Raw genomic sequence first — 18,217 nt, 5'->3', positions numbered from 1 at the left:
CGCCACCCGGGCGTCGGCTCGGCAAACCGCGCTCTCGGCGCGCAGCAAGCGTGCGTGCCATCCCCTCCGGCGACATCCGCGCACGGGGGCGCGGACGTGGTTTCGAACACGTACCGCTCCGGAACACACTGACCGGACCAGCACGGACAGCGGCGCGTGGCGCCCGATCGTGCTGGACTGGTAGCCGTGCGGTTTCCCGCCCGGCTGTGAGAATTTTTGCGAACGCTTTACTGTCGGTCAAGCTAGACGACTGTCCCAATTTGTCCCATCGACGTAGCGGAGGAACGTGGCGTGGAAGACCCGCACGCACCGGTGGCGCGATTCCTGCGCGAACGCCGGGAGTCGGCGGGCCTGACCAGAGCCGCGCTCGGCGCCCGCGCCGGCATCTCCCCCGCGCTCGTCCAGAAGATCGAGCAGGGCACGCGTACCCCCACCCTCGAGGCGCTGACCTCGCTGTTCGAGGCGCTCGACGTGCCCGATCTGTTCCGCGAGCACCTGGTGTCGCTGTCGCTGTCGCCGCGCTACGACACCCCGGCCCCGGTCGTCTCGCCGGAGGTCCCCGCCGCCGATCTCACCCTGCTCGCCAACCTGACCCAGCCCGCCTGCCTGCTGGTGTATCCCACCTCCGACGTCGTGGCGACCAACCCCGGCTGGGATCGCCAGTTCCCCGGCATGGTCGCGGGCACGACGCTGCTGGAGTGGATGTTGCTCGACCCGGTGGCCCCCACGGTGGTGCTGGACTGGGAGCGCCAGATCCACCTGTTCGTCTACAGCTTCCGGGTCACCGCGCCCGGGGTGGTGCCGCAGGCGCGCATCGACGCCATCGTCGACGCCTGTTCGCGCGCGGCGGTGTGGGAACGGCTGTGGACCACGGTCCCCGACACCCCCGGCAACGCCGACGCCCCCGAATTGCTGCTGCGGCACCCCGAGACCGGCGAGCCGACGAGAACGGCCCTGCACAATCTGGAGTTCACCTTGCCGCGCCGCCCGTGGTCGCTGGTCACCGTGGCGCCGTACGCCTCGGGCAGAGGGAGTGACACGTGAAAGACGACCCGCACGCCTCGATCGCGCGCTATCTGCGCGACCGCCGCGAGTCGGCGGGGCTCACCCGCACCGCCCTCAGCGCGGCCGCGGGCATCTCCCCCGCCCTCATCCAGAAGATCGAACAGGGCACCCGCACCCCGACCGTGGAGACGCTCAACGCCCTGTTCGACGTGCTGGAGGTGCCCGACCTGTTCCGCGACCACCTGGTGTCGCTGTCCTACGCCGACCGCTACGACAGCTCGGTGCCCGACACCGGCACCGTGCCCGCCGCCGACCTGGACCTGCTCGAGTCACTCCCCTATCCGGCCAGCCTGCAGGTGTATTCGTCCTTCGACATCGTGGCGGCCAACGCGGCCTGGGAGCGGTATTTCCCCGGCCTGCACGCCGGCACCACCCTGCTCGAGTGGATGATGCTCGACCCCAGCTCCCGGGTGGCGATGCTGGACTGGCACAAGCAGGTGCACCTGTGCGTCTACGGGTTCCGGGTGATGAGCCCGGGGGTGGTGCCCCAGCGCCGCATCGACGAGCTGGTGGCGACCTGTTCCCAGGCCGAGGAGTGGGCCGAGTTCTGGACCACCGAACCGGACGCGCCCACCCACCTGGACCGCCCGGTCCAGCGCATCCGGCATCCGGAGACGGGCGCCTCGGTCACCATGACCATGCACGTGCTCGACTACACCATTCCGCGCCGGGAATGGTCGCTGGTGGTGTTCTCCCCGGTGCCGGACTCGGACTAATCGGTCTTGCGCATCGGGATGCAGGCGGTGAGCGCGATCGCGGCCACCGCACCGGCCATCGCGATGAAGAAGGCGGTGTGGAAGCCCTCGCGCGAGGGCAGCACGTGCGGGCCGAGCTGCATGGTCATGTGCGCGAGCACCACGCCCATCACCGCGGCCGAGGTGGACGTGCCGATCGAGCGCATCAGCGAGTTCAGGCCGTTGGCGGCCGCGGTCTCGGTGATCGGCACCGCGCCCATGATCAGCGCGGGCATGGCCGCGTAGGCCAGGCCCACACCACCGGCGACGATCACCGAGGCCAGCATGATCTGCCAGACGCTGTCCATCATCAGCACCGCGCACAGGTACCCGATCCCGATCACGGCCGAGCCCAGCGCCAGGGTGAGCTTGGGCCCTTTCTTGGCCGAGAGCCGCGCCGAGACCGGCGAGAGCAGCATCATGACCAGGCCGGTCGGCGCCATCGCCAGACCGGCGACCACCATCGACAGCCCGAAGCCGTAGCCGGTCGCCTCGGGGGCCATGAGCAGCTGCGGGAAGGTCAGCGACATACCGTAGAGCGCGAAGCCGACGGCGATCGAGGCCATATTGGTGAAAAGCACACGCGGACGCGCCGAGACCCGCAGGTCGACCAGCGGCGCGGACTGGCGCAGTTCGTAGAAGCCCCAGAGCAGGAAGCTCACCAGCGACGCGGCGAACAGACCGAGGATCGAGACGCTCGCCCAGCCCCAGTCGGCGCCCTTGGTGATGCCGACCAGCAGCGTCAGCAGCGCGATCGACAGGCCGAGCGCCCCACCGAAATCGAACTTCGCCGGGGTGCGCACCGGCGACTCGGGCACGAACACGAACACCAGCACCGCGCAGACGATGCCGAGGCCCGCCGCGGTCCAGAAGAGCATGTGCCAGTCGGCGTTCTGCGCGATCACCGCGGCGAAGGGCAGGCCGATGGCGCCGCCGACGCCGAGCGTCGCGCTCATCACCGCCATCGCGCCGCCGACCTTGGCCGGGGGCAACTCGTCGCGCATGATGCTGATGCCCAGCGGGATCGCGCCGACGGCCGCGCCCTGCAGCGAGCGGCCGACGATCTCGGGCAGCAGCGAGGAGAAGCTCGCGCAGACCACCGAGCCGACGATCATGAACCCGAGGTTGATCACCAGCACCAGGCGCTTGCCGAACATGTCGCCGAGCTTGCCGGAGATGGGCGTGGAGACCGCGCCTGCCAGCAGCGTCGCGGTGATCACCCAGGAGGCATTGGAGGCCGAGGTGCTCAGCAGCGTCGGCAGCGAGGGGATGATCGGGATGACCAGCGTCTGCATCAGCGACACGACGACGCCGACCGTGCTGAGCACCGCGATGAGTACCGCCGGGGTGATCCGGCCGGTTTCGGGGGTGGCCGGCGAGACGTCGGCGGTAGTTACAGACACGAATATGCACCGTACACAGCATGTGCATACTACACAATTTGGATTCGGGTGACTCACGCGACATAGTTGGCACATGTCCGATTCCGGCCCCGCCGACGACACCCCGTTCGCCCGCCTGGTTTTCGAGCTGAACCTGATCTCCCGGCACTTCCCGACCACCTCGCGGCGCCGCCCCGGCTTCCAGCTCGACCGCTCGGCATTCCTCATCCTCACCCGCCTGGACCTGGGCGAACCGCTCAGTCTCAAGGAACTGTCGGAGGCTTTCCAGCTCGATATCTCCACCATCAACCGGCAGGTGGGCGCGATGCTGAAGCAGCAACTGGTGGAGCGGGTGCCCGACCCGGACGGCGGGCTGGCCCGCAAGATCCGCGCCACCGCCGAGGGCAGGGCGGCGCTGGCCGCCGACCGCAAACATCGCGCCGACGGGATCGGCGTCGTCGTGGCCGACTGGGACGCCGCCGACATCGGCGAGCTGAGCAGGCTGATGCGCAAGTTCAATCGCTCGGTCGAACAGATCGAGCGCAACCCGTGGCCGAGACCGCCGCACACCGACAGCTAGCGCGCTAAGCTGCCGCGCGTGGTCACTCACCGGTCTGCCCGTCCGAGCTGGCTCGCCTGGGACAACTACTTCGTCGGCGTCGGCGGACTGGTCCTCGGCCTGTGTTTCGGCACCTGCGCGGCCCTGATCGCCGGGCCCGGCCGCAACCTCGCGGCGATCGCCCTGGTGGTTCTGGCCGGGTTGTGTGTCCTGCCCGCGCTGGTGCGCGCGGTGATCGAGCTGAGCGTCTGGCTGCGCCTGGCCGTGTTGGTGCTCGGCTTCGCGATCCTGCTGCCCGCGATCCTGGTCAGCCCCGACGTGCGCGACTGGGCCGCCGACCGCTGGCAGCAGGCCTGGAAGTGACCGCTAGAGATTCGGCCCCACGGCGAGCAGCAGTTGCAGCGCCTTCTGCAGGAACTGGGCCGACTGCCAGGTGAAATAGGAATCGGCCGCGGCCGCGGAGGCCTGCGCCGAACCGGTCGCGAGCTGCGCCGAACCGGTGGCCAGATTCGCCGAGCCGGTGGCCGACCCGGTCGCCGAGCCCGTCCCCGGCACGGCCGAAGCGGGCGCCGCCGCCCCGAGCAGCCCGATGGTCAGCGCGGCACCCACCAGGGCGACCCGCACGGCATACGGCTTGGACGTTTCACGACCGGACAACATCAACCTCGAACCCACTCTCGGAAATCACTGCGAGTATGCAGTATTCACGCCACAACTCGGCACCGAGCCCGATTCGCCCGGATTGAGTTCCGGGCGCCGGACTCCGCGCGAATTCTTCACCCCCGACCCTGTCCCATCATGACCCGTGCCGACAAGGGCCGATAGACACCGGATCTCGGGGCAGGCCGCGCCGGCCTTCACCGTCGTCCGGACGCGGGAACGCCGGGGTGCGCGAGTGCGCGACCCCGGCGTTCCCGGCGCGGTATCAGCGGAAGAAGCGGCGGGTCTTCTCGGCCGGCTCGGCCTGGCGGGTGGCCGCCTCCGCGCGCTCGCGCAGGACGTCGACCAGTGCCGTGCCGCGCTGCCGAGCGGCCTCGGCCAGCTCGGGCCCGCGGTCCTTGGCGATCTCGGCGAGGTGGGCGCCGCGTTCCTTCGCGGCCTCGGCCAGCTGCGGCGCGCGCTGACGGGCGAGCTCGCCCCAGTGCGCGCCGCGCTCCTTGGCCACCTCGGCCAGTTGCGGGCCCCGGTCACGGGCCAGCTCGCTGAGCTGCTGTCCGCGTTCCTTGGCGGCGTCGGCCAGCTGCGGCCCCCGATCGCGGGCGAGCTCGCTGAGCTGTTGTCCGCGTTCCTTGGCCACCTCGGCGACCTGCGGTCCGCGCTCCTTGGCGAACTCGCCGAGCTGCGCCCCGCGCTCCTGCGCGATGGCGGCAAGGTGCTCACCCTGCCCCTGTGCGGCATCGGCCAGCTGCGCCCCGCGCAGTTTGGCGGCGCCGAGGAGCGCGGCACCCTCGGCCTTCGAATCGTGGCGTTCCAGCGCCTTGCGCGCCCGCCAGCCCAGCGACGGCTTGCCCGCCGTGTCGGAGGCGGTGATCAACAGACCGCCGAGCAGCCCGAGATCCTTCAGGAACCCGATGCGTTTGACCGCGCGGCGATCCGGATCGGGTTCGGCCCAGAAGTCCTGTTCGGTGACCGTCCCCGGCACCACCGTCGCCGCCAGCACCAGCGCGGCGGGCCGCGGCGCGCGACCGCTGGCCAGCAACAACCCGCCCGCGATCTGCACCATCGAGTTGATCCGCACCCACTGCCCCGGGTCGTCGGGCACCTTCGCGGCGAGCGCGTCGGGCAACCCCGTGCGCCCCTTGTCGGCCAGCGCGGACGCGGCCTCCGCCCGAGGTTTCGGATTCATCAACCCGTTCACACCCCCGGCGACGAACGTGGTCGCCAGCAGAGTACGGGCCAGACGGCGGACAGGCTTGATCGGCATCGTGGGAATCCCTTCGTCAACGACTGGGGAGAACGCAGCTCCTCATCCTGCGTCTACCCGGGTCCCCCGAACCGAAACGACGCGCCGCCCGATGCATGCCCTACCGAGTGCGCCTTCGTGCACCGCGGGTGGCGGTCAGGCGGCGAGGGCGAGGTGGGTGCGGTCGACCTGCTCGGCGGTGGCCCGGTCGGTCAGGCGGGTGATCGCCTCGGCGACCTGGGCGGGCTGTTCGAGGATCACCGAGTGGCCCGCACCGTCGATCAGCACGAAATCCGCGTAGTCCACGGCGGCGGCCATGGCGACCGAGTGCGACGGGGGCGTCATCAGGTCGGCCGTGCCGCTCAGGATCAGGGTCGGGATCTGGGAGAGCGCGGGCAGCACATCGGTGCGGTCGTAGGTCATGAAAGCGCTCAGGAAACTCGCCATGGTGACGATCGGCGTCTCGTTGTGCATCGCGTAGGCCAGCGCCAGCACCCGCGGGCTGACCTTCCGGTCACCGAACTCCGCGGCCCGCACCACCGGCGCGAACACCGTGCACGCCACCCGCTTCACCCGCTGCATCAGCCGCGGCGCCCGCCGCACCGCCGCCTGGAACCCGGCGACGATCGGATGCCGCAGCAGCCGCCCGAAACCGGCGTCGGCGAGCCCGCTGGCCGCGGTCGCGATGAGCCCGACGCCGACGATCCGCGTGCCGATCTCGTCCCGATGCTGATCGGCGTAGGTCAGCACCGTCATCCCGCCCATCGAATGCCCGACCAGCACGACCGGCCCACTCGGCGCGACCGCGGCGAGCACATCGCCCAGATCGTGACCCAGCTGCTCGAGGTTGTAGGACCGCCCCGCCGAGGTCCCCGAGTCGCCGTGCCCGCGATGGTCGTAGCAGACGATCCGCGCCTCGGGATTGCCCCGCAGCAGCGCGTCGCGCACATCAGTCCAGGATTCGCTGCGCAGGCAGTGCCCGTGGATCAGCACGATCGTGACCTGCGCCGACCGCCGCCCGTACTCCCGCACCACCAGCTCGACCCCGTCGCTCGTCGAGACCGCGACACGCCGCTGCGCCGAGTGGGCGATTGTGCTGATGCTCGACATCGTGGCCTCCGGTTCCAGGTGAATTCGACAGGTTCAACTCTCCACCGGATCGGCCCCCACCAGCAGATCCCCGAGTGCTGACACCGCCGCACCGAGGGTGCACGGAATTCCCACCTAGGTGCACCGGCTTGACTGAAAATTTAGTCAGGATCTACGGTGGAGGGACCCAGAAGGAGAAACAGATGCGACGACGAACGTTCGTTCAGACCACGATGGCCGTGCTCGGCAGCGTGCTGTGGACCGGTTGCGACGACAGCTCCCGCGACGAGCCCGACGACGGCCGCGCCTGGCTCATGCCCGACGAAGCGCACCCCCACCAGCGCACCTGGATGGCGTTCGCGGCCGACGAACACATCTGGGGCGCGCACCTCGTCCCCGAAGTGCAGCGCAACCTGGCCACCATCGCCACCACCATCGCCCGCTACGAACCGGTCGCCATGCTGGTCCGGCCCACCGATCAGGCCCTGGCCCAGAGCCTGATCGGCACCGCGAACGTCGAGCTGATCCCCACCGATCTCGACGACCTGTGGATGCGCGACACCGGTCCGGTCTTCGTGCGCAGCGGAAACACCAGGGCCGGTGTCGACTTCAACTTCAACGGCTGGGGCGACAAGCAGCAGCACCGCGCCGACGCGAAGGTCGCGCAGTTCGTCACCGCCCGCGCGGGCGTCGAGACCCGGCACACCGATCTGGTGCTCGAAGGCGGCGCGCTCGAGGTCGACGGCGAGGGCACCGCGATCATCACCGAGAGCTGCGTGCTCAACAGCAATCGCAATCCCGGCTGGAGCAAGCGCGATGTCGAGGAGGAGCTCGACTACCTGCTCGGCATCGAGAAGGTGATCTGGCTGCCCGGCATCGCCGGGCACGACATCACCGACGGGCACACCGATTTCTATGCCCGCTTCACCGGCCCCGGCGTGGTCGTCGCCGGACTCGACAACGACCCCGACTCCTTCGACCACGACGTCACCCGCCGCCACCTCGACATCCTGCGCGCGGCCACCGACGCCCGCGGCCGTCCGTTGCGGGTGGAGGTGCTGGCCGGGCCGTCGACCGTGCGCGAGAGGTTCGAGAACGACGATTTCGCCGCGGGCTACATCAACTTCTACGTGTGCAACGGCGCCGTCATCGCCCCCGAATTCGGCGATCCCGCCGCCGACGGCGCCACCGCGGCCACCCTGACCCGGCTGTTCCCCGGACGCGACGTGGTGCAGATCAATATCGACGGCATCGCCGCAGGTGGCGGCGGTATCCACTGCACCACCCAGCAGGAACCCGCCGCCTGAGCCGCGCCCGGACGAACACCGGGACCTACTGTGAGGAATCGTGTCGGATCGTCGTACTCAGATCATGGAAGCCGCGGTGCGCGTCATCGCCCAGGACGGCGTGCGCGGACTGCGGGTCGACAAGCTCGCCGCGACCGCCGAGGTCTCCACGGCCCTGATCTACTACCACTTCAAGGACCGCGCGGGCATCCTGCGGGCCGCGCTCGCCCACATCAACCATCGCGCCCAGACCTACACCGACGCACCCACCACCGACCCGCGCGCCCGCCTCGAACAGATGCTGCTCCAGGAACTGCAGGACACCGCCGACGTGCGCGAGACCAGCCTTGCCTGGGGCGAACTGCGGGCCACCGCCGCCTTCGACCCCGAGCTGCGCACCCCGCTGCGCACCACCACCGAATCCTGGAACGCCGATATCGCGTCCCTGATCCGCGCGGCGACGGACGCGGGCAGCGTCGCCACCACGGTCGATCCGGCCGACGCCGCCGAGCGCCTCACCGCGCTGGTCGAGGGTCTCAGCGAACGATGGCACAGCGGTTCGCTCACCCTCGCGCGAGCCCGCGAACTCCTCGCCGGCGCCATCGCCCTCGAGTTGCCGCCGGCAGGCACCTGACGCTCGACACCCGCTGGTTGCCGGCGTCCCGGTGACGCGCGCCCGAGTTCGGCGTGCCCCCGCATCCGGGCCGACACCGTCCTAGACTCGCGCCATGACCGTGAGGATGAACAACGTCGGCATCGTCGTGGAAGACCTCACCGCGGCGATCGAATTCTTCCGTGAACTCGGCCTCGAACTCGAAGGTCAGGGCGCCGTGGAAGGCGAATGGGCGGGCCGCGTCACCGGCCTGGGCACTCAGCGCGTCGAAATCGCGATGATGCGCACCCCCGACGGCCACAGCCGCCTCGAACTCTCCCGTTTCCTCGAACCCGCCGTCATCGCCGACCACCGCACCGCCCCCGTCAACGCCCTCGGCTACCTGCGCGTCATGTTCGAGGTCGACGACATCGACGCCACCCTCACCCGCCTGCGCGCCCACGGCACCGAACTCGTCAGCGACGAGGTCGTCCGCTACGAAGACGTCTACCGCCTCTGCTACCTCCGCGGCCCCGAAGGAATCCTCCTCGGCCTCGCCGAAGCACTCCACTGACCGCCGCGGGTCACCGCGCCCGGTTGACCCGCACCGCCTCGTTGATCAACGCTTTGAACGCCTCGGGATCGAGCTCGTCGTCCTCGTGCAGATCGATCGACCGCCCCACCGGCGCATGCAGACTGGCATTGAACAGCCCCTCCGGATCCTTCACCGAAGACCCCTTGGCAAAGTTCACCTTCACCTTCCCCTTGTACATCTCCAAGGTGCAGATCAACCCGTCCAGCGAAAAAGCCGGAACCCCCTCCGGATTCGACGGCTTCTTCCACTTCATCTCCTCGACGACATCCGGCTCCGCCGCCTTGATCAGCGCCCGAATGTCCTCCACCCGCCCGACCCGCCAGTCCTCAGCCATCCCCCGATGATAAGCCGCACCTCACACGTTGAAGCGGAACATGCGGAGACCATCCGACATGTTCAATATTTCAGCATGTTCACTTAAACTGAACAACATGGAAGGTCGAACGCGCGACAGCGACATCGCTCGCAGGCTCGCCGAGGTAGCGGCGGCGATCTCGATCGATCTCCGGATCCTGGACTGGACCTCACCCCAGACAGCCCTCGTCGAAGTCGGCCGGAAGAGCTCCAGCACGGTGTACCAGATGGCGTGGCTACCCCATGCGACCCTGTCAGAGCTCGCCCGTATCGACCAGCACCCCGGCTCGCATCGTCTGCTCGTCGCCAGTTCCCAGATCAGCAGCCGAACCGCCGACGCGCTCCGAGACGCCCACATCGACTTCATCGACTACGCGGGAAACGCCCACCTCGACTTCGGTCAGATCCTCATCGACATCCGGGGACGCCGTAGCGCACTGACGCGCCAGGACCGCCGACACACCGAAGCCAATCTGTTCAGCGCAAGACGAATGCAGGTCCTCTTCGGGATCTTGTCGTGGCCGGGCCTGCTCGATGGGCCGGTTCGCAGCATCGCCCAGACGGCAGGTACATCTGTCGGCATCACCCAATCGACGCTGGAAATCATGAAGGAGTCCGACTACCTGGTCGGAAGGTCGCTCCATCGCCGAGACGAACTCCTTGATCTCTGGTCCGCCGCGTATCGAGGCACCCTCCTGCCGAAGATTCGGGACCACGCCTACGCAGGCGACATCCGGGACTGGACACCACCGCCGGGACACCTGGTCAGCGGCGAATCCGCGGTCGACACCATCAGACACCCCCAAACGCTGACGGTCTACACCCGGGACTTCGATCCCATGGTGGCCATACGCAACGGCTGGCACAGATCCGACGATCCGAACATCGAGATCCGCCAGAAATTCTGGACCGAACCCGCCGGTGCCACCGATCCCCAGCCATTCGGCGCGTTCACGGACTCGGCAGCACCACCGGTCCTGGTATACGCGGATCTCCTGGCGTCGAAAGAACCACGACAGGCCGAAGTCGCGGAAGCCTTGAGGAGAGACGACCTTGTTTGATCCTGAGCGCATCGACGAACAGTCATCGGATCTGATCGACAAGGTGATCGCCGAACTGGTATCGGCCACCGGCGCGAACGACGCGTCGATCATGATCATCGGCGCGCACTGCCGCGACCTGGTGCACACATCGTTCGGCCGTACCGAGGGGCTGCGCTCCACCAATGACGTGGACATCGCCATAGCCGTCGCCGGCGATGCCGACTATCGACGGATCGTCGCGGCGCTGCCTCGATCAGGAACCACCGACATTCGCTACTCGATCGCCGGCATCGCGGTCGATGTCGTCCCGTTCGGCGAGATCGAAGACCCGACCGGGACGACAGTCCTACCAGGCAGAAAGGACTCCCTCGATGTTTTCGGCTTCCGAGAGGTCTTCTCCCATGCCGAGGAACTCGTCTTGCCGAGCGGCAACCGGGTCCGCCTACCCACGCCTGCCGGTTACGCCGCTCTGAAACTGAAGGCCTGGTGCGACAGGTCGGTCAACGGCGAGTACAAAGACGCTGAAGACATCTCGATCGCATGCAGCTGGTACCAGAACGACCCCGATATCCGTGCCGAGCTCTACGGACCGCGCACCGACCTGCTGCTGAAAGCCGAGGTCGATGTCGACACCGCCGCGCTGTATCTCCTCGGCGAGCACATATCGACCGTCCTCGGAACGACGCGAGTAGCGGAGTTGTCCGAGTCCTGGAAGCGAACCAACCGCGACCTACTCATCGAATACTTCGCTCGTCAACGGTCGAAAACGCATCCCGACCGCATGGCAGCACGCCAGGCGGTCGACAGCCTCACAGCCTTCTTACCTGCGTGAACCCACAGCCGGATTACACGTTGAAGCGGAACTCGACGACATCGCCGTCGGACATGATGTAGTCCTTGCCTTCCATGCGGACCTTGCCTGCCGCCTTGGCGGCGGACATGGAGCCGGCTTCGACCAGGTCGGTGAAGGCGACGAGTTCGGCTTTGATGAAGCCGCGTTCGAAGTCGGTGTGGATGACGCCTGCGGCCTTGGGGGCGGTGTCGCCCTGGTGGATGGTCCAGGCTCGGGCTTCCTTGGGGCCTGCGGTGAGGTAGGTCTGCAGGCCGAGGGTGTGGAAGCCGGCGCGGGCCAGGGCGTGCAGGCCGGGTTCGGTCTGGCCGATGGATTCGAGGAGTTCGAGGGCGGACTCGTCGTCGAGTTCGAGGAGTTCGGCTTCGACCTTGGCGTCGAGGAAGACGGCGTCGGCGGGGGCGACGGCGGCCTTCAGTTCGGCGACCTTGGCCTCGTCGGTGAGCACCGATTCGTCGGCGTTGAAAACGTAGAGGAACGGCTTGACGGTGAGCAGCGAGAGTTCGCGCAGCAGCTCGGCGTCGATCTTCTTGCCCGCGGCGAACAGGGTGGTTCCGTCGTTGAGGAACTCCTGGGCGACCTTGGCGGCGTCGAGCAGCGGCTTGCGGTCTTTCTTGACCTTGGCTTCCTTCTCGAGGCGCGGGATGGCCTTCTCGAGGGTCTGCAGGTCGGCCAGGATGAGCTCGGTCTCGATGACCTCGATGTCGGCGGTGGGGTCGACCCGACCGTCGACGTGCACCACGTCGTCGTCGGCGAACACGCGCACGACCTGGCAGATGGCGTCGGCCTCACGGATGTTGGCCAGGAACTTGTTGCCCAGGCCGGCGCCTTCGGAGGCGCCCTTCACGATGCCGGCGATGTCGACGAAGGACACCACGGCGGGCACGATCTTCTCGGAACCGAAGATCTCGGCCAGCTTGTCCAGGCGCGGGTCCGGCAGCGGGACCACGCCGACGTTGGGCTCGATGGTCGCGAACGGGTAGTTCGCGGCCAGCACGTCGTTCTTGGTCAGCGCGTTGAACAGGGTCGACTTTCCGACATTGGGCAGGCCGACGATTCCGAGGGTGAGGCTCACGAGGATCAGATCCTACGCGGTGATCCCCCGCAGCCTGGTGGCACCCAAGCGATCGGCGCGGGCGAGGACGAGGCTGTGCACGGCGCGCGCGGCGGCGGGACCGATCGGGGTCACCACCGCCAGGACCTGACCGGACCCGTCCGGCGCGGCGAGCATGTCGTAGGAGACGGGGATCTCGCCTGCCTCGCGATGACGGATCAGTTTGGTCCCGAAGCTGCGTTCGCGCACGGTGTGGTCGTCCCACCAGGTGGCGAACTCCGGACTGGCAGCGCGCAGTCCGTCGATGAGACGGTCCAGTTCGGGGTCGTCCGGGTACCGGGTGCGGTTGCGGCGCAGGTGGCCGACGGTCTCGCGGGCTATCTGTTCCCAGTTCGCCTGCGTCGCCCGGGAGGTGGGGTCGAGGAAGATCATGTGCGCGACATTGACCCCGGCGACGAATCCGTCGCCGAGCAGCGCCGCGGCCGCGTCGTTGCGCGCGAGGACGCCGAAGCGGTGGTCCATCAGGTAGCCGGGCCAGGGCAGGCTGTCCACGATCAGGCGCAGTGAGTCCCGCACCGGCCCGGGGGTGTGTGGTGTGGGCGGCGCCTCGCCTCTGGCCAGCAGGTGCAGGTGTGTGCGCTCGGCCGGACCCAGCCGCAGCGCGTCGGCGATGCCGTCCAGGACGCCGGAGCCCGGGGTTCCGGCCCGGCCCTGTTCCAGCCGGATATACCAGTCGACGCTGACGGCGGCCAGCTGCGCCACTTCCTGCCGCCGCAGGCCGGGGGTCCAGCGGCGGCCGGTCTCGGGCAGTCCCGCCTCGCGCGGACTCACCCGCTCGCGCGCGGCACGCAGGAAGGAACCGAGCTCGCAGGCACGTCGCGGGGTCGTCATGGCGTCGATCATCGCCCGGCGCCGGGCCTGCCGCGAATCATCGTGGTATCGCGGGTACCAGGCTCGACACGCTCTCCCGGACGACCCCACCGCGGCGCGAGGGTGGTTTCGGCAACCCCGCCCCGTGTCACAAGGAGTCACCCATGACCATCGCCCGCACCCTGGCGAGCATCGCACTGCCCGCTGTCGCGCTGCTCACCACCGCCTGCGGTGACGCGAACACCCCGGCCGACGATACGACCGCCGTGCGGTCCTACATTCCGGCCGGGACCCCGACGTTCACCGTCACGAGTCCCGATCTGCCCGACGGCTCGGAAGTCCCCGGCGCCGGTTTCGCCGCGAGCCTGGGCTGCACCGGCGACAACGACGCGCCCACCATCACCTGGTCGGGCGCGCCTGCGGCGGCGAAGAGCTTCGCGCTCACCGTGTTCGATCCCGACGCGCCCACCGGCTCCGGCTTCTGGCACTGGCTGACCTGGGACATCCCGGCCACCGCGACCAGCGTCACCGATCCGGCCCCGGCGGGCGCGGTCGCGGGCACCCACACCGCCGGGGGTACCGGCTATCTGGGTCCGTGCCCGCCGGTCGGTGACCCGGCGCATCGCTACCGGTTCACCGTCCTGGCGCTCGACACTCCCAGCCTGGGGCTGCCGCCGACGACACCGCCCGCGCTGGTCACCTTCACCCTGCGCGATCACATCATCGGCGAAGGTCACCTGACCGCCACCGCCCGGCGCTGACCGGATCAGGGAACCAGTACGACCTTGCCCAGGTTGGCCCGCTGCTCGATGACCGCGTGCGCGGCCGCCGCGTCGTCGAGGGCGAACTCGGCGTGCACGACGGGGTGCAGCAACCCGGAGGCGTAGTACTGCCAGACCTCCTGGCGCAGGTCCTCGTAGCGGGCCGGGTCGCGCTGGGCGAGGCGGCCGATGCGGAAGCCGGTGAGGGTCTTGCCGCCGGCGAGCAGGTCCTCGGCGTCGATCAGGCCGCCGCCGGTGCCGTAGGTGACCACGCGGCCACCTTCGGCCAGCCCGGCCAGGGTGCCGCCGAGACCGGTGCCGCCGACGCCGTCGAGGGCGTAGTCGGCCTGCTTGCCGCAGTGCAGCTGGTCGTAGGTGAACACCTCGTCGGCGCCGAGTTCGCGCACGAAATCGGCCTTGGCCGGGTCCGAGACGGCGGCGACGACCCAGGCGGCGCCGCGCACGCGGGCCAGCTGGACGGCCAGGTGGCCGACACCGCCGGAGGCGGCGGTGACCAGGGCGGTCTCGCCCTCGCGCGGGGCGGCGGTGTCGAGTGCGCCGAGGGCGACCAGGCCGCTGCGCATGAGCGCGACGGCGTCGACCGCCGAGGCGCCGTCGGGGATGGCGCTGGCCTGGTCGGCGGCCAGCACGACGTATTCGGCGTAGGCGTCGGAGGTGCACAGGCCGACGACGCGGTATCCGGCGCTGTAGCCGTCGACCCCGTCACCGACGGCGACGACCTCACCGGCGACCTCGGCGCGCGATTCCTGCGCGACCGGCTGGGCGCTGATCCGCCGGATCGACGACAACGTGACCCCGATGGCCTCGACCCGGACCAGCAGCTCACCGGCGCCGGGCACCGGCACCTCCGCCGCGACGACCTCGAGCGCCTCCGGACCACCGCTGCGCTCGTACTGAACCCGCCGCATGACACCTCCTACAGATTTGGGCGAAGGCGCAACGGTAACCGGGCGAGTGCGCGTTTCCACAGGCCATGGACGTGTGAGTGCGAAATCTCACCGACTCCGCGACACTGCGGAGAGCACCTTCACGAAACGGTTACCCCACTCCGGTGGCCGGGACGCGTGCGTCATCCCACACCGTGGCGGGCTTGACGGACGCCGAGCGCGCCGTCCCGGCGTAGCGTGGCCGGTATGGAGCCGAGCACCGAGGTGGTGACCGCGGCCCCCGCGCCGGTGCTGGCAGCGTTCATCGACCGGTACGTGGGCTACCGGCTGGCGGGCTTCGCCCCCGGCCTGCACCGCGGGCTGCCCTCGCGCCACATGACCTTCATCGTCGCGATCGGCCCGACCATCGACGTGGTCGCCCAGACCGATCCCCGTCAGGCGCCGGGCCGCTACCGCTGTGTCCTCAGCGGCCTGCAGGCGAGCCCCGCGATGATCGCGCACACCGGCTTCCAGGAGGGCGTCGCCATCGAGCTGACACCGCTGGGCAGCCGCGTGCTGTTCGGCATGCCCGCGCGCGAACTGTGGGATGTGTCGATCGAATGCACCGACGCGCAAAGGATATTGGGTGATCAGCTCGCCGATGCCGTGCAGTCGCACCGGGATTGGCCGGACCGCTTCGCCGCCTGCGACCGGGCGCTGCTGGCCGCCGCCCGCACCGAGTCGCTGGCCGGGCCCGAATTGACCTGGGCCTGGCGCACTCTCGTCGGCACCGGCGGCACCTGTGAGATCACCCCGCTGGCCGAGCGGATCGGCTGGAGCCGCCAGCACCTGACCCGCAAGTTCACCGCCGAGTTCGGCGCGAGCCCGAAACTGGCGGCCAGGATCATCCGCTTCGAACGCGCCCGGCACATGCTCGCGGCCACGCCCTCGTTCGTCTCCATCGCCCAGGTCGCCGCCGCCTGCGGCTACTACGACCAGGCCCATCTCGACCGCGACTTCGCCGAACTCGCCGGCTGCTCGCCCACCACCTGGCTGACCGAGGAGGAGGTTCCATCCGTCCAAGACCCGAGTACCGCCGACACGCGAGGCTGAATCCATGGACACCACAACCAACACCGTGACCGGCGTCTGGCCCTGCCTGGCCTTCGACGACGCCCGCGCCATGATCGAATTCCTCACCACCGCCTTCGGTTTCACCGAGACAGCGGTCTACGCCAGAGAAGACGACCCGTCGGTCGTCGAACACGGGGAACTGCGCTGGCCCGCGGGCGGCGGCATCATGTTCGGCTCCACCGGCCGCGACGAGTCCCCCTTCGGCAGCCGCCCCGCCGGCACCGCCTCCCTCTACCTGATCACCGACGACCCCGACGCCCTGCACGCCCGCGCCACCGCCGCGGGCGCGCGGATCATCCGCGGGCTGCGCGACGAGGACTACGGCTCCCGCGGCTTCAGCGCCGCCGACCCCGAGGGCAACCTCTGGAGCTTCGGCACCTACACCGGGGAATGAACGAACGCGGTGGGCGGCTGGAGTAGCCGCCCACCGCGTCCGCCGGTGCCGAGAATCGCGGTCGGTCACCGTGGGTTCGACAAGTTACAGCGAACCACCCCCTCCGACCAGCCACGGGTTGAACTCGCACACCAGGTTCGGGCTGCTCGCCGGATCCAGCGCGCGCAGCGCGATCGACAGGGCCCGGGGCGAGTACATCATCGTCAGGTGGTCGGAGACGTCCTGCTCGCAGCCGTCTTGGAGGGTGATGTTGTTGACCGTGGCACCCGGCCCGGCCTTCAGGAAGGTCAGGTCGTAGGGGTTGGTCACCTCGTCGTAGCGGGTGCCCACGACCGTGTAGTCGACCCCGGCGACGGTGTCACCGTTGGCGTTGAGCTGGTTGACGAAGTCCGAGCCGATGGTCTGCTGGATGCCCGCGTGGCCCACGAAGATCTCGATGAACCCGAGGATGTCGATGCCGAGGTTGTTGATCATGCGGCCCAGCGCGCCGATGCCGTCGAGCGAGGTGCCGTGGTGGGTGGCGCCGAAGGTGATCAGGTTCTTGACCTTGGCCGCGCCGCCCTCGTACTTGGTGTACCAGTTCGACATCGACCCGCCCTGGGAGTGGGCGACCAGGTCGACCTCGTCGGCGCCGGTCGCGGCCAGCACCTTGTCGACGAATCCGGCCAGCTGCTTGGCCGAGTCCTGGATGTAGCCGGTGCCCATCACGCCCGGCAGCACCGAACCGAGGCCACCGCCCTCGAGCAGGTTCGAGCGCCCGTAGTTGAAGGTGAAGGTGCAGTAGCCCGCGTCCTTGATCGGCTGGCTCATGTAGGCGTAGCCGTTGTAGGCGTTCATCCAGGTGCCGTGGATCAGCAGGACCGGACGCGGGTGTTCGGCGGTCGGCTTGCAGTTCCAGTCGTTGGTGCCGGGCGGGGCCGCGTCACCGTTGGACAGGCCGTAGGCGAACGCGGGCAGGAACGCCGTCTGCCGCGGCCCCCAGCCCTTGGTGTCGCTGGAGTAGCCGCCCGCCGACCCCGAGCTGGAGCCCGAGCCGCCGTAGCAGTCTCCCGACCCGTTGCCCGAGCCCGTGCCCGACCCCGAGTTGCACCCCGACCCCGACGCACTGCCGCTGTCCGCGATGGCACCCGCGCCGATGATCTCGGCCAGCGCCTGCTCGGTGGGTTCGGAGGTGGGATTCGCCGAGGCGCCGGCCCCGGACAAGGCGACAGCGAGAGCGCTGACGCCGATCATCACTGCCGCATGCATGCTGCGTCTGCGGCCGCCGGTAGTTCGCATAAAGACTTGCCTTCCGAAGGGAAAAGGATTCGGCCCATGAGCCGCCCCGAACCTAAGGCGAGAACAACGCGAAATCGTCCCGGTACCACCGCATCTGGACAGTTCACGAACTGATCACGAAAAACCCCATGGCCACACACAGGAAATAGTCGAGCATTTCCGAGAACGACAATTCGGCACCACGACCACCCACCTGACCAGGGCAGAAACACCGACACAGTGATCCACAACAGGCAACCCGATGAATTCACTGTCACCACTACACAAAACCCGAACAACTCCCCGCAACAACAACATCCCGACCCCGAGGAGGGATCGCCGACGAAGTCGGCGGTTCGCGCCCGTCCCGTCGATCAGGCGCCGTGGCGTACGCGACGAAGGAGCGAG

At 69.0% G+C, this 18,217-nt stretch carries 21 protein-coding genes; 12 read left to right on the top strand and 9 right to left on the bottom strand.

The genetic code is table 11. The features are described from left to right. Nucleotides 1-291: 291 nt before the first annotated feature. Both ACWEMY_RS05845 and ACWEMY_RS05840 read left to right on the top strand, forming a co-directional pair. The gene (locus ACWEMY_RS05845) at nt 292-1,044 is read left to right on the top strand and encodes a helix-turn-helix domain-containing protein (protein ID WP_452389053.1); all 753 of its coding nucleotides are present in this window, start codon (nt 292-294) and stop codon (nt 1,042-1,044) included. Beyond that, nucleotides 1,041-1,781, top strand: coding sequence for an MmyB family transcriptional regulator (locus ACWEMY_RS05840; protein ID WP_452389052.1), 741 nt, complete (start codon nt 1,041-1,043; stop codon nt 1,779-1,781). Before ACWEMY_RS05845 ends, ACWEMY_RS05840 begins: the two co-directional genes overlap by 4 nt. Here ACWEMY_RS05840 and ACWEMY_RS05835 read toward each other — a convergent pair. After that, nucleotides 1,778-3,208, bottom strand: coding sequence for an MFS transporter (locus tag ACWEMY_RS05835; RefSeq protein ID WP_452389137.1), 1,431 nt, complete (start codon nt 3,206-3,208; stop codon nt 1,778-1,780). The two genes, ACWEMY_RS05840 and ACWEMY_RS05835, sit on opposite strands and share 4 nt — an antisense overlap. Nucleotides 3,209-3,275: 67 nt before the next feature. On the opposite strand from ACWEMY_RS05835, the gene ACWEMY_RS05830 reads away from it, so the two are divergent. Both ACWEMY_RS05830 and ACWEMY_RS05825 read left to right on the top strand, forming a co-directional pair. Next, complete coding sequence (locus ACWEMY_RS05830; RefSeq protein ID WP_375929861.1) at nt 3,276-3,761, top strand: MarR family winged helix-turn-helix transcriptional regulator; 486 nt, start codon at nt 3,276-3,278, stop codon at nt 3,759-3,761. Between the two features lie 18 nt (nt 3,762-3,779). Further along, entirely contained in the window at nt 3,780-4,103 is a 324-nt protein-coding gene (locus ACWEMY_RS05825) for a hypothetical protein (protein WP_375929862.1), read from the top strand. 3 nt (nt 4,104-4,106) lie between these two features. Here the strand turns inward: ACWEMY_RS05825 and ACWEMY_RS05820 are convergent, their stop codons facing one another. The 3 genes from ACWEMY_RS05820 to ACWEMY_RS05810 all read right to left on the bottom strand — a co-directional run bounded on the left by ACWEMY_RS05820 (nt 4,107) and on the right by ACWEMY_RS05810 (nt 6,753). Beyond that, nucleotides 4,107-4,400, bottom strand: coding sequence for a hypothetical protein (locus ACWEMY_RS05820; protein WP_375929863.1), 294 nt, complete (start codon nt 4,398-4,400; stop codon nt 4,107-4,109). A 265-nt stretch (nt 4,401-4,665) separates the two neighbouring features. Further along, complete coding sequence (locus tag ACWEMY_RS05815) at nt 4,666-5,664, bottom strand: DoxX family membrane protein (RefSeq protein WP_452389051.1); 999 nt, start codon at nt 5,662-5,664, stop codon at nt 4,666-4,668. Between the two features lie 135 nt (nt 5,665-5,799). Continuing rightward, complete coding sequence (locus ACWEMY_RS05810) at nt 5,800-6,753, bottom strand: alpha/beta fold hydrolase (RefSeq protein ID WP_452389050.1); 954 nt, start codon at nt 6,751-6,753, stop codon at nt 5,800-5,802. Between the two features lie 182 nt (nt 6,754-6,935). Between ACWEMY_RS05810 and ACWEMY_RS05805 the strand changes: the two genes are divergently transcribed. The 3 genes from ACWEMY_RS05805 to ACWEMY_RS05795 all read left to right on the top strand — a co-directional run bounded on the left by ACWEMY_RS05805 (nt 6,936) and on the right by ACWEMY_RS05795 (nt 9,184). Continuing rightward, entirely contained in the window at nt 6,936-8,039 is a 1,104-nt protein-coding gene (locus ACWEMY_RS05805) for an agmatine deiminase family protein (protein WP_452389049.1), read from the top strand. 40 nt (nt 8,040-8,079) lie between these two features. Continuing rightward, the gene (locus ACWEMY_RS05800) at nt 8,080-8,652 is read left to right on the top strand and encodes a TetR/AcrR family transcriptional regulator (RefSeq protein WP_452389048.1); all 573 of its coding nucleotides are present in this window, start codon (nt 8,080-8,082) and stop codon (nt 8,650-8,652) included. 94 nt (nt 8,653-8,746) lie between these two features. Then, nucleotides 8,747-9,184 (top strand): VOC family protein, encoded by a 438-nt coding sequence (locus ACWEMY_RS05795; protein ID WP_452389047.1) that lies wholly within the window; start codon nt 8,747-8,749, stop codon nt 9,182-9,184. A 10-nt stretch (nt 9,185-9,194) separates the two neighbouring features. Here ACWEMY_RS05795 and ACWEMY_RS05790 read toward each other — a convergent pair whose 3' ends face one another. Continuing rightward, on the bottom strand, nt 9,195-9,539 hold the full coding sequence (locus ACWEMY_RS05790; protein WP_452389046.1) for a DUF1801 domain-containing protein: 345 nt from the start codon (nt 9,537-9,539) through the stop codon (nt 9,195-9,197). A gap of 97 nt (nt 9,540-9,636) precedes the next feature. On the opposite strand from ACWEMY_RS05790, the gene ACWEMY_RS05785 reads away from it, so the two are divergent. After that, nucleotides 9,637-10,620, top strand: a complete 984-nt coding sequence (locus tag ACWEMY_RS05785; RefSeq protein WP_452389045.1) for a type IV toxin-antitoxin system AbiEi family antitoxin — start codon at nt 9,637-9,639, stop codon at nt 10,618-10,620. Beyond that, the gene (locus tag ACWEMY_RS05780) at nt 10,613-11,434 is read left to right on the top strand and encodes a hypothetical protein (protein WP_452389044.1); all 822 of its coding nucleotides are present in this window, start codon (nt 10,613-10,615) and stop codon (nt 11,432-11,434) included. Before ACWEMY_RS05785 ends, ACWEMY_RS05780 begins: the two co-directional genes overlap by 8 nt. A gap of 13 nt (nt 11,435-11,447) precedes the next feature. On the opposite strand, the gene ychF is transcribed toward ACWEMY_RS05780, so the two are convergent. Together ychF and ACWEMY_RS05770 are read right to left on the bottom strand one after the other, a co-directional pair. After that, entirely contained in the window at nt 11,448-12,527 is a 1,080-nt protein-coding gene (ychF, locus tag ACWEMY_RS05775) for a redox-regulated ATPase YchF (RefSeq protein ID WP_452389043.1), read from the bottom strand. 12 nt (nt 12,528-12,539) lie between these two features. After that, nucleotides 12,540-13,397, bottom strand: coding sequence for a helix-turn-helix transcriptional regulator (locus ACWEMY_RS05770; RefSeq protein WP_452389042.1), 858 nt, complete (start codon nt 13,395-13,397; stop codon nt 12,540-12,542). Between the two features lie 143 nt (nt 13,398-13,540). On the opposite strand from ACWEMY_RS05770, the gene ACWEMY_RS05765 reads away from it, so the two are divergent. Then, nucleotides 13,541-14,137 carry a YbhB/YbcL family Raf kinase inhibitor-like protein gene (locus ACWEMY_RS05765; protein ID WP_452389041.1) on the top strand — a complete coding sequence of 199 codons (597 nt, stop codon included), beginning with the start codon at nt 13,541-13,543 and terminating at the stop codon, nt 14,135-14,137. 5 nt (nt 14,138-14,142) lie between these two features. On the opposite strand, the gene ACWEMY_RS05760 is transcribed toward ACWEMY_RS05765, so the two are convergent. Then, nucleotides 14,143-15,066: a quinone oxidoreductase family protein gene (locus ACWEMY_RS05760; RefSeq protein WP_375929878.1), complete on the bottom strand. Its 924-nt coding sequence runs from the start codon at nt 15,064-15,066 to the stop codon at nt 14,143-14,145. 225 nt (nt 15,067-15,291) lie between these two features. Here ACWEMY_RS05760 and ACWEMY_RS05755 point away from each other — a divergent pair, with 225 nt between their 5' ends. Both ACWEMY_RS05755 and ACWEMY_RS05750 read left to right on the top strand, forming a co-directional pair. After that, nucleotides 15,292-16,137, top strand: a complete 846-nt coding sequence (locus ACWEMY_RS05755) for a helix-turn-helix domain-containing protein (protein WP_452389040.1) — start codon at nt 15,292-15,294, stop codon at nt 16,135-16,137. A 4-nt stretch (nt 16,138-16,141) separates the two neighbouring features. Beyond that, entirely contained in the window at nt 16,142-16,552 is a 411-nt protein-coding gene (locus tag ACWEMY_RS05750) for a VOC family protein (RefSeq protein ID WP_452389039.1), read from the top strand. 84 nt (nt 16,553-16,636) lie between these two features. Here ACWEMY_RS05750 and ACWEMY_RS05745 read toward each other — a convergent pair whose 3' ends face one another. Further along, nucleotides 16,637-17,800: an esterase/lipase family protein gene (locus ACWEMY_RS05745; protein WP_375929881.1), complete on the bottom strand. Its 1,164-nt coding sequence runs from the start codon at nt 17,798-17,800 to the stop codon at nt 16,637-16,639. Nucleotides 17,801-18,217 lie beyond the last annotated feature (417 nt).

It is taken from the genome of Nocardia sp. NPDC004415 (assembly GCF_053602435.1).
The sequence above is the reverse complement of the archived record's forward strand: the minus strand, read 5'-3'. Positions and strand labels throughout refer to the sequence as shown.

What these genes read in the sequence shown, in the direction of transcription:
- ACWEMY_RS05805 (WP_452389049.1), top strand. Translation starts at nt 6,936, where the DNA reads ATGCGACGACGAACGTTCGTTCAGACCACGATGGCCGTGCTCGGCAGC.
- ACWEMY_RS05745 (WP_375929881.1), bottom strand. Translation starts at nt 17,800, where the DNA reads ATGCATGCGGCAGTGATGATCGGCGTCAGCGCTCTCGCTGTCGCCTTG.
- ACWEMY_RS05830 (WP_375929861.1), top strand. Translation starts at nt 3,276, where the DNA reads ATGTCCGATTCCGGCCCCGCCGACGACACCCCGTTCGCCCGCCTGGTT.
- ACWEMY_RS05770 (WP_452389042.1), bottom strand. Translation starts at nt 13,397, where the DNA reads ATGACGACCCCGCGACGTGCCTGCGAGCTCGGTTCCTTCCTGCGTGCC.
- ACWEMY_RS05820 (WP_375929863.1), bottom strand. Translation starts at nt 4,400, where the DNA reads ATGTTGTCCGGTCGTGAAACGTCCAAGCCGTATGCCGTGCGGGTCGCC.
- ACWEMY_RS05790 (WP_452389046.1), bottom strand. Translation starts at nt 9,539, where the DNA reads ATGGCTGAGGACTGGCGGGTCGGGCGGGTGGAGGACATTCGGGCGCTG.
- ACWEMY_RS05750 (WP_452389039.1), top strand. Translation starts at nt 16,142, where the DNA reads ATGGACACCACAACCAACACCGTGACCGGCGTCTGGCCCTGCCTGGCC.
- ACWEMY_RS05785 (WP_452389045.1), top strand. Translation starts at nt 9,637, where the DNA reads ATGGAAGGTCGAACGCGCGACAGCGACATCGCTCGCAGGCTCGCCGAG.
- ACWEMY_RS05815 (WP_452389051.1), bottom strand. Translation starts at nt 5,664, where the DNA reads ATGCCGATCAAGCCTGTCCGCCGTCTGGCCCGTACTCTGCTGGCGACC.
- ACWEMY_RS05810 (WP_452389050.1), bottom strand. Translation starts at nt 6,753, where the DNA reads ATGTCGAGCATCAGCACAATCGCCCACTCGGCGCAGCGGCGTGTCGCG.
- ACWEMY_RS05755 (WP_452389040.1), top strand. Translation starts at nt 15,292, where the DNA reads ATGGAGCCGAGCACCGAGGTGGTGACCGCGGCCCCCGCGCCGGTGCTG.
- ACWEMY_RS05760 (WP_375929878.1), bottom strand. Translation starts at nt 15,066, where the DNA reads ATGCGGCGGGTTCAGTACGAGCGCAGCGGTGGTCCGGAGGCGCTCGAG.
- ACWEMY_RS05765 (WP_452389041.1), top strand. Translation starts at nt 13,541, where the DNA reads ATGACCATCGCCCGCACCCTGGCGAGCATCGCACTGCCCGCTGTCGCG.
- ACWEMY_RS05795 (WP_452389047.1), top strand. Translation starts at nt 8,747, where the DNA reads ATGACCGTGAGGATGAACAACGTCGGCATCGTCGTGGAAGACCTCACC.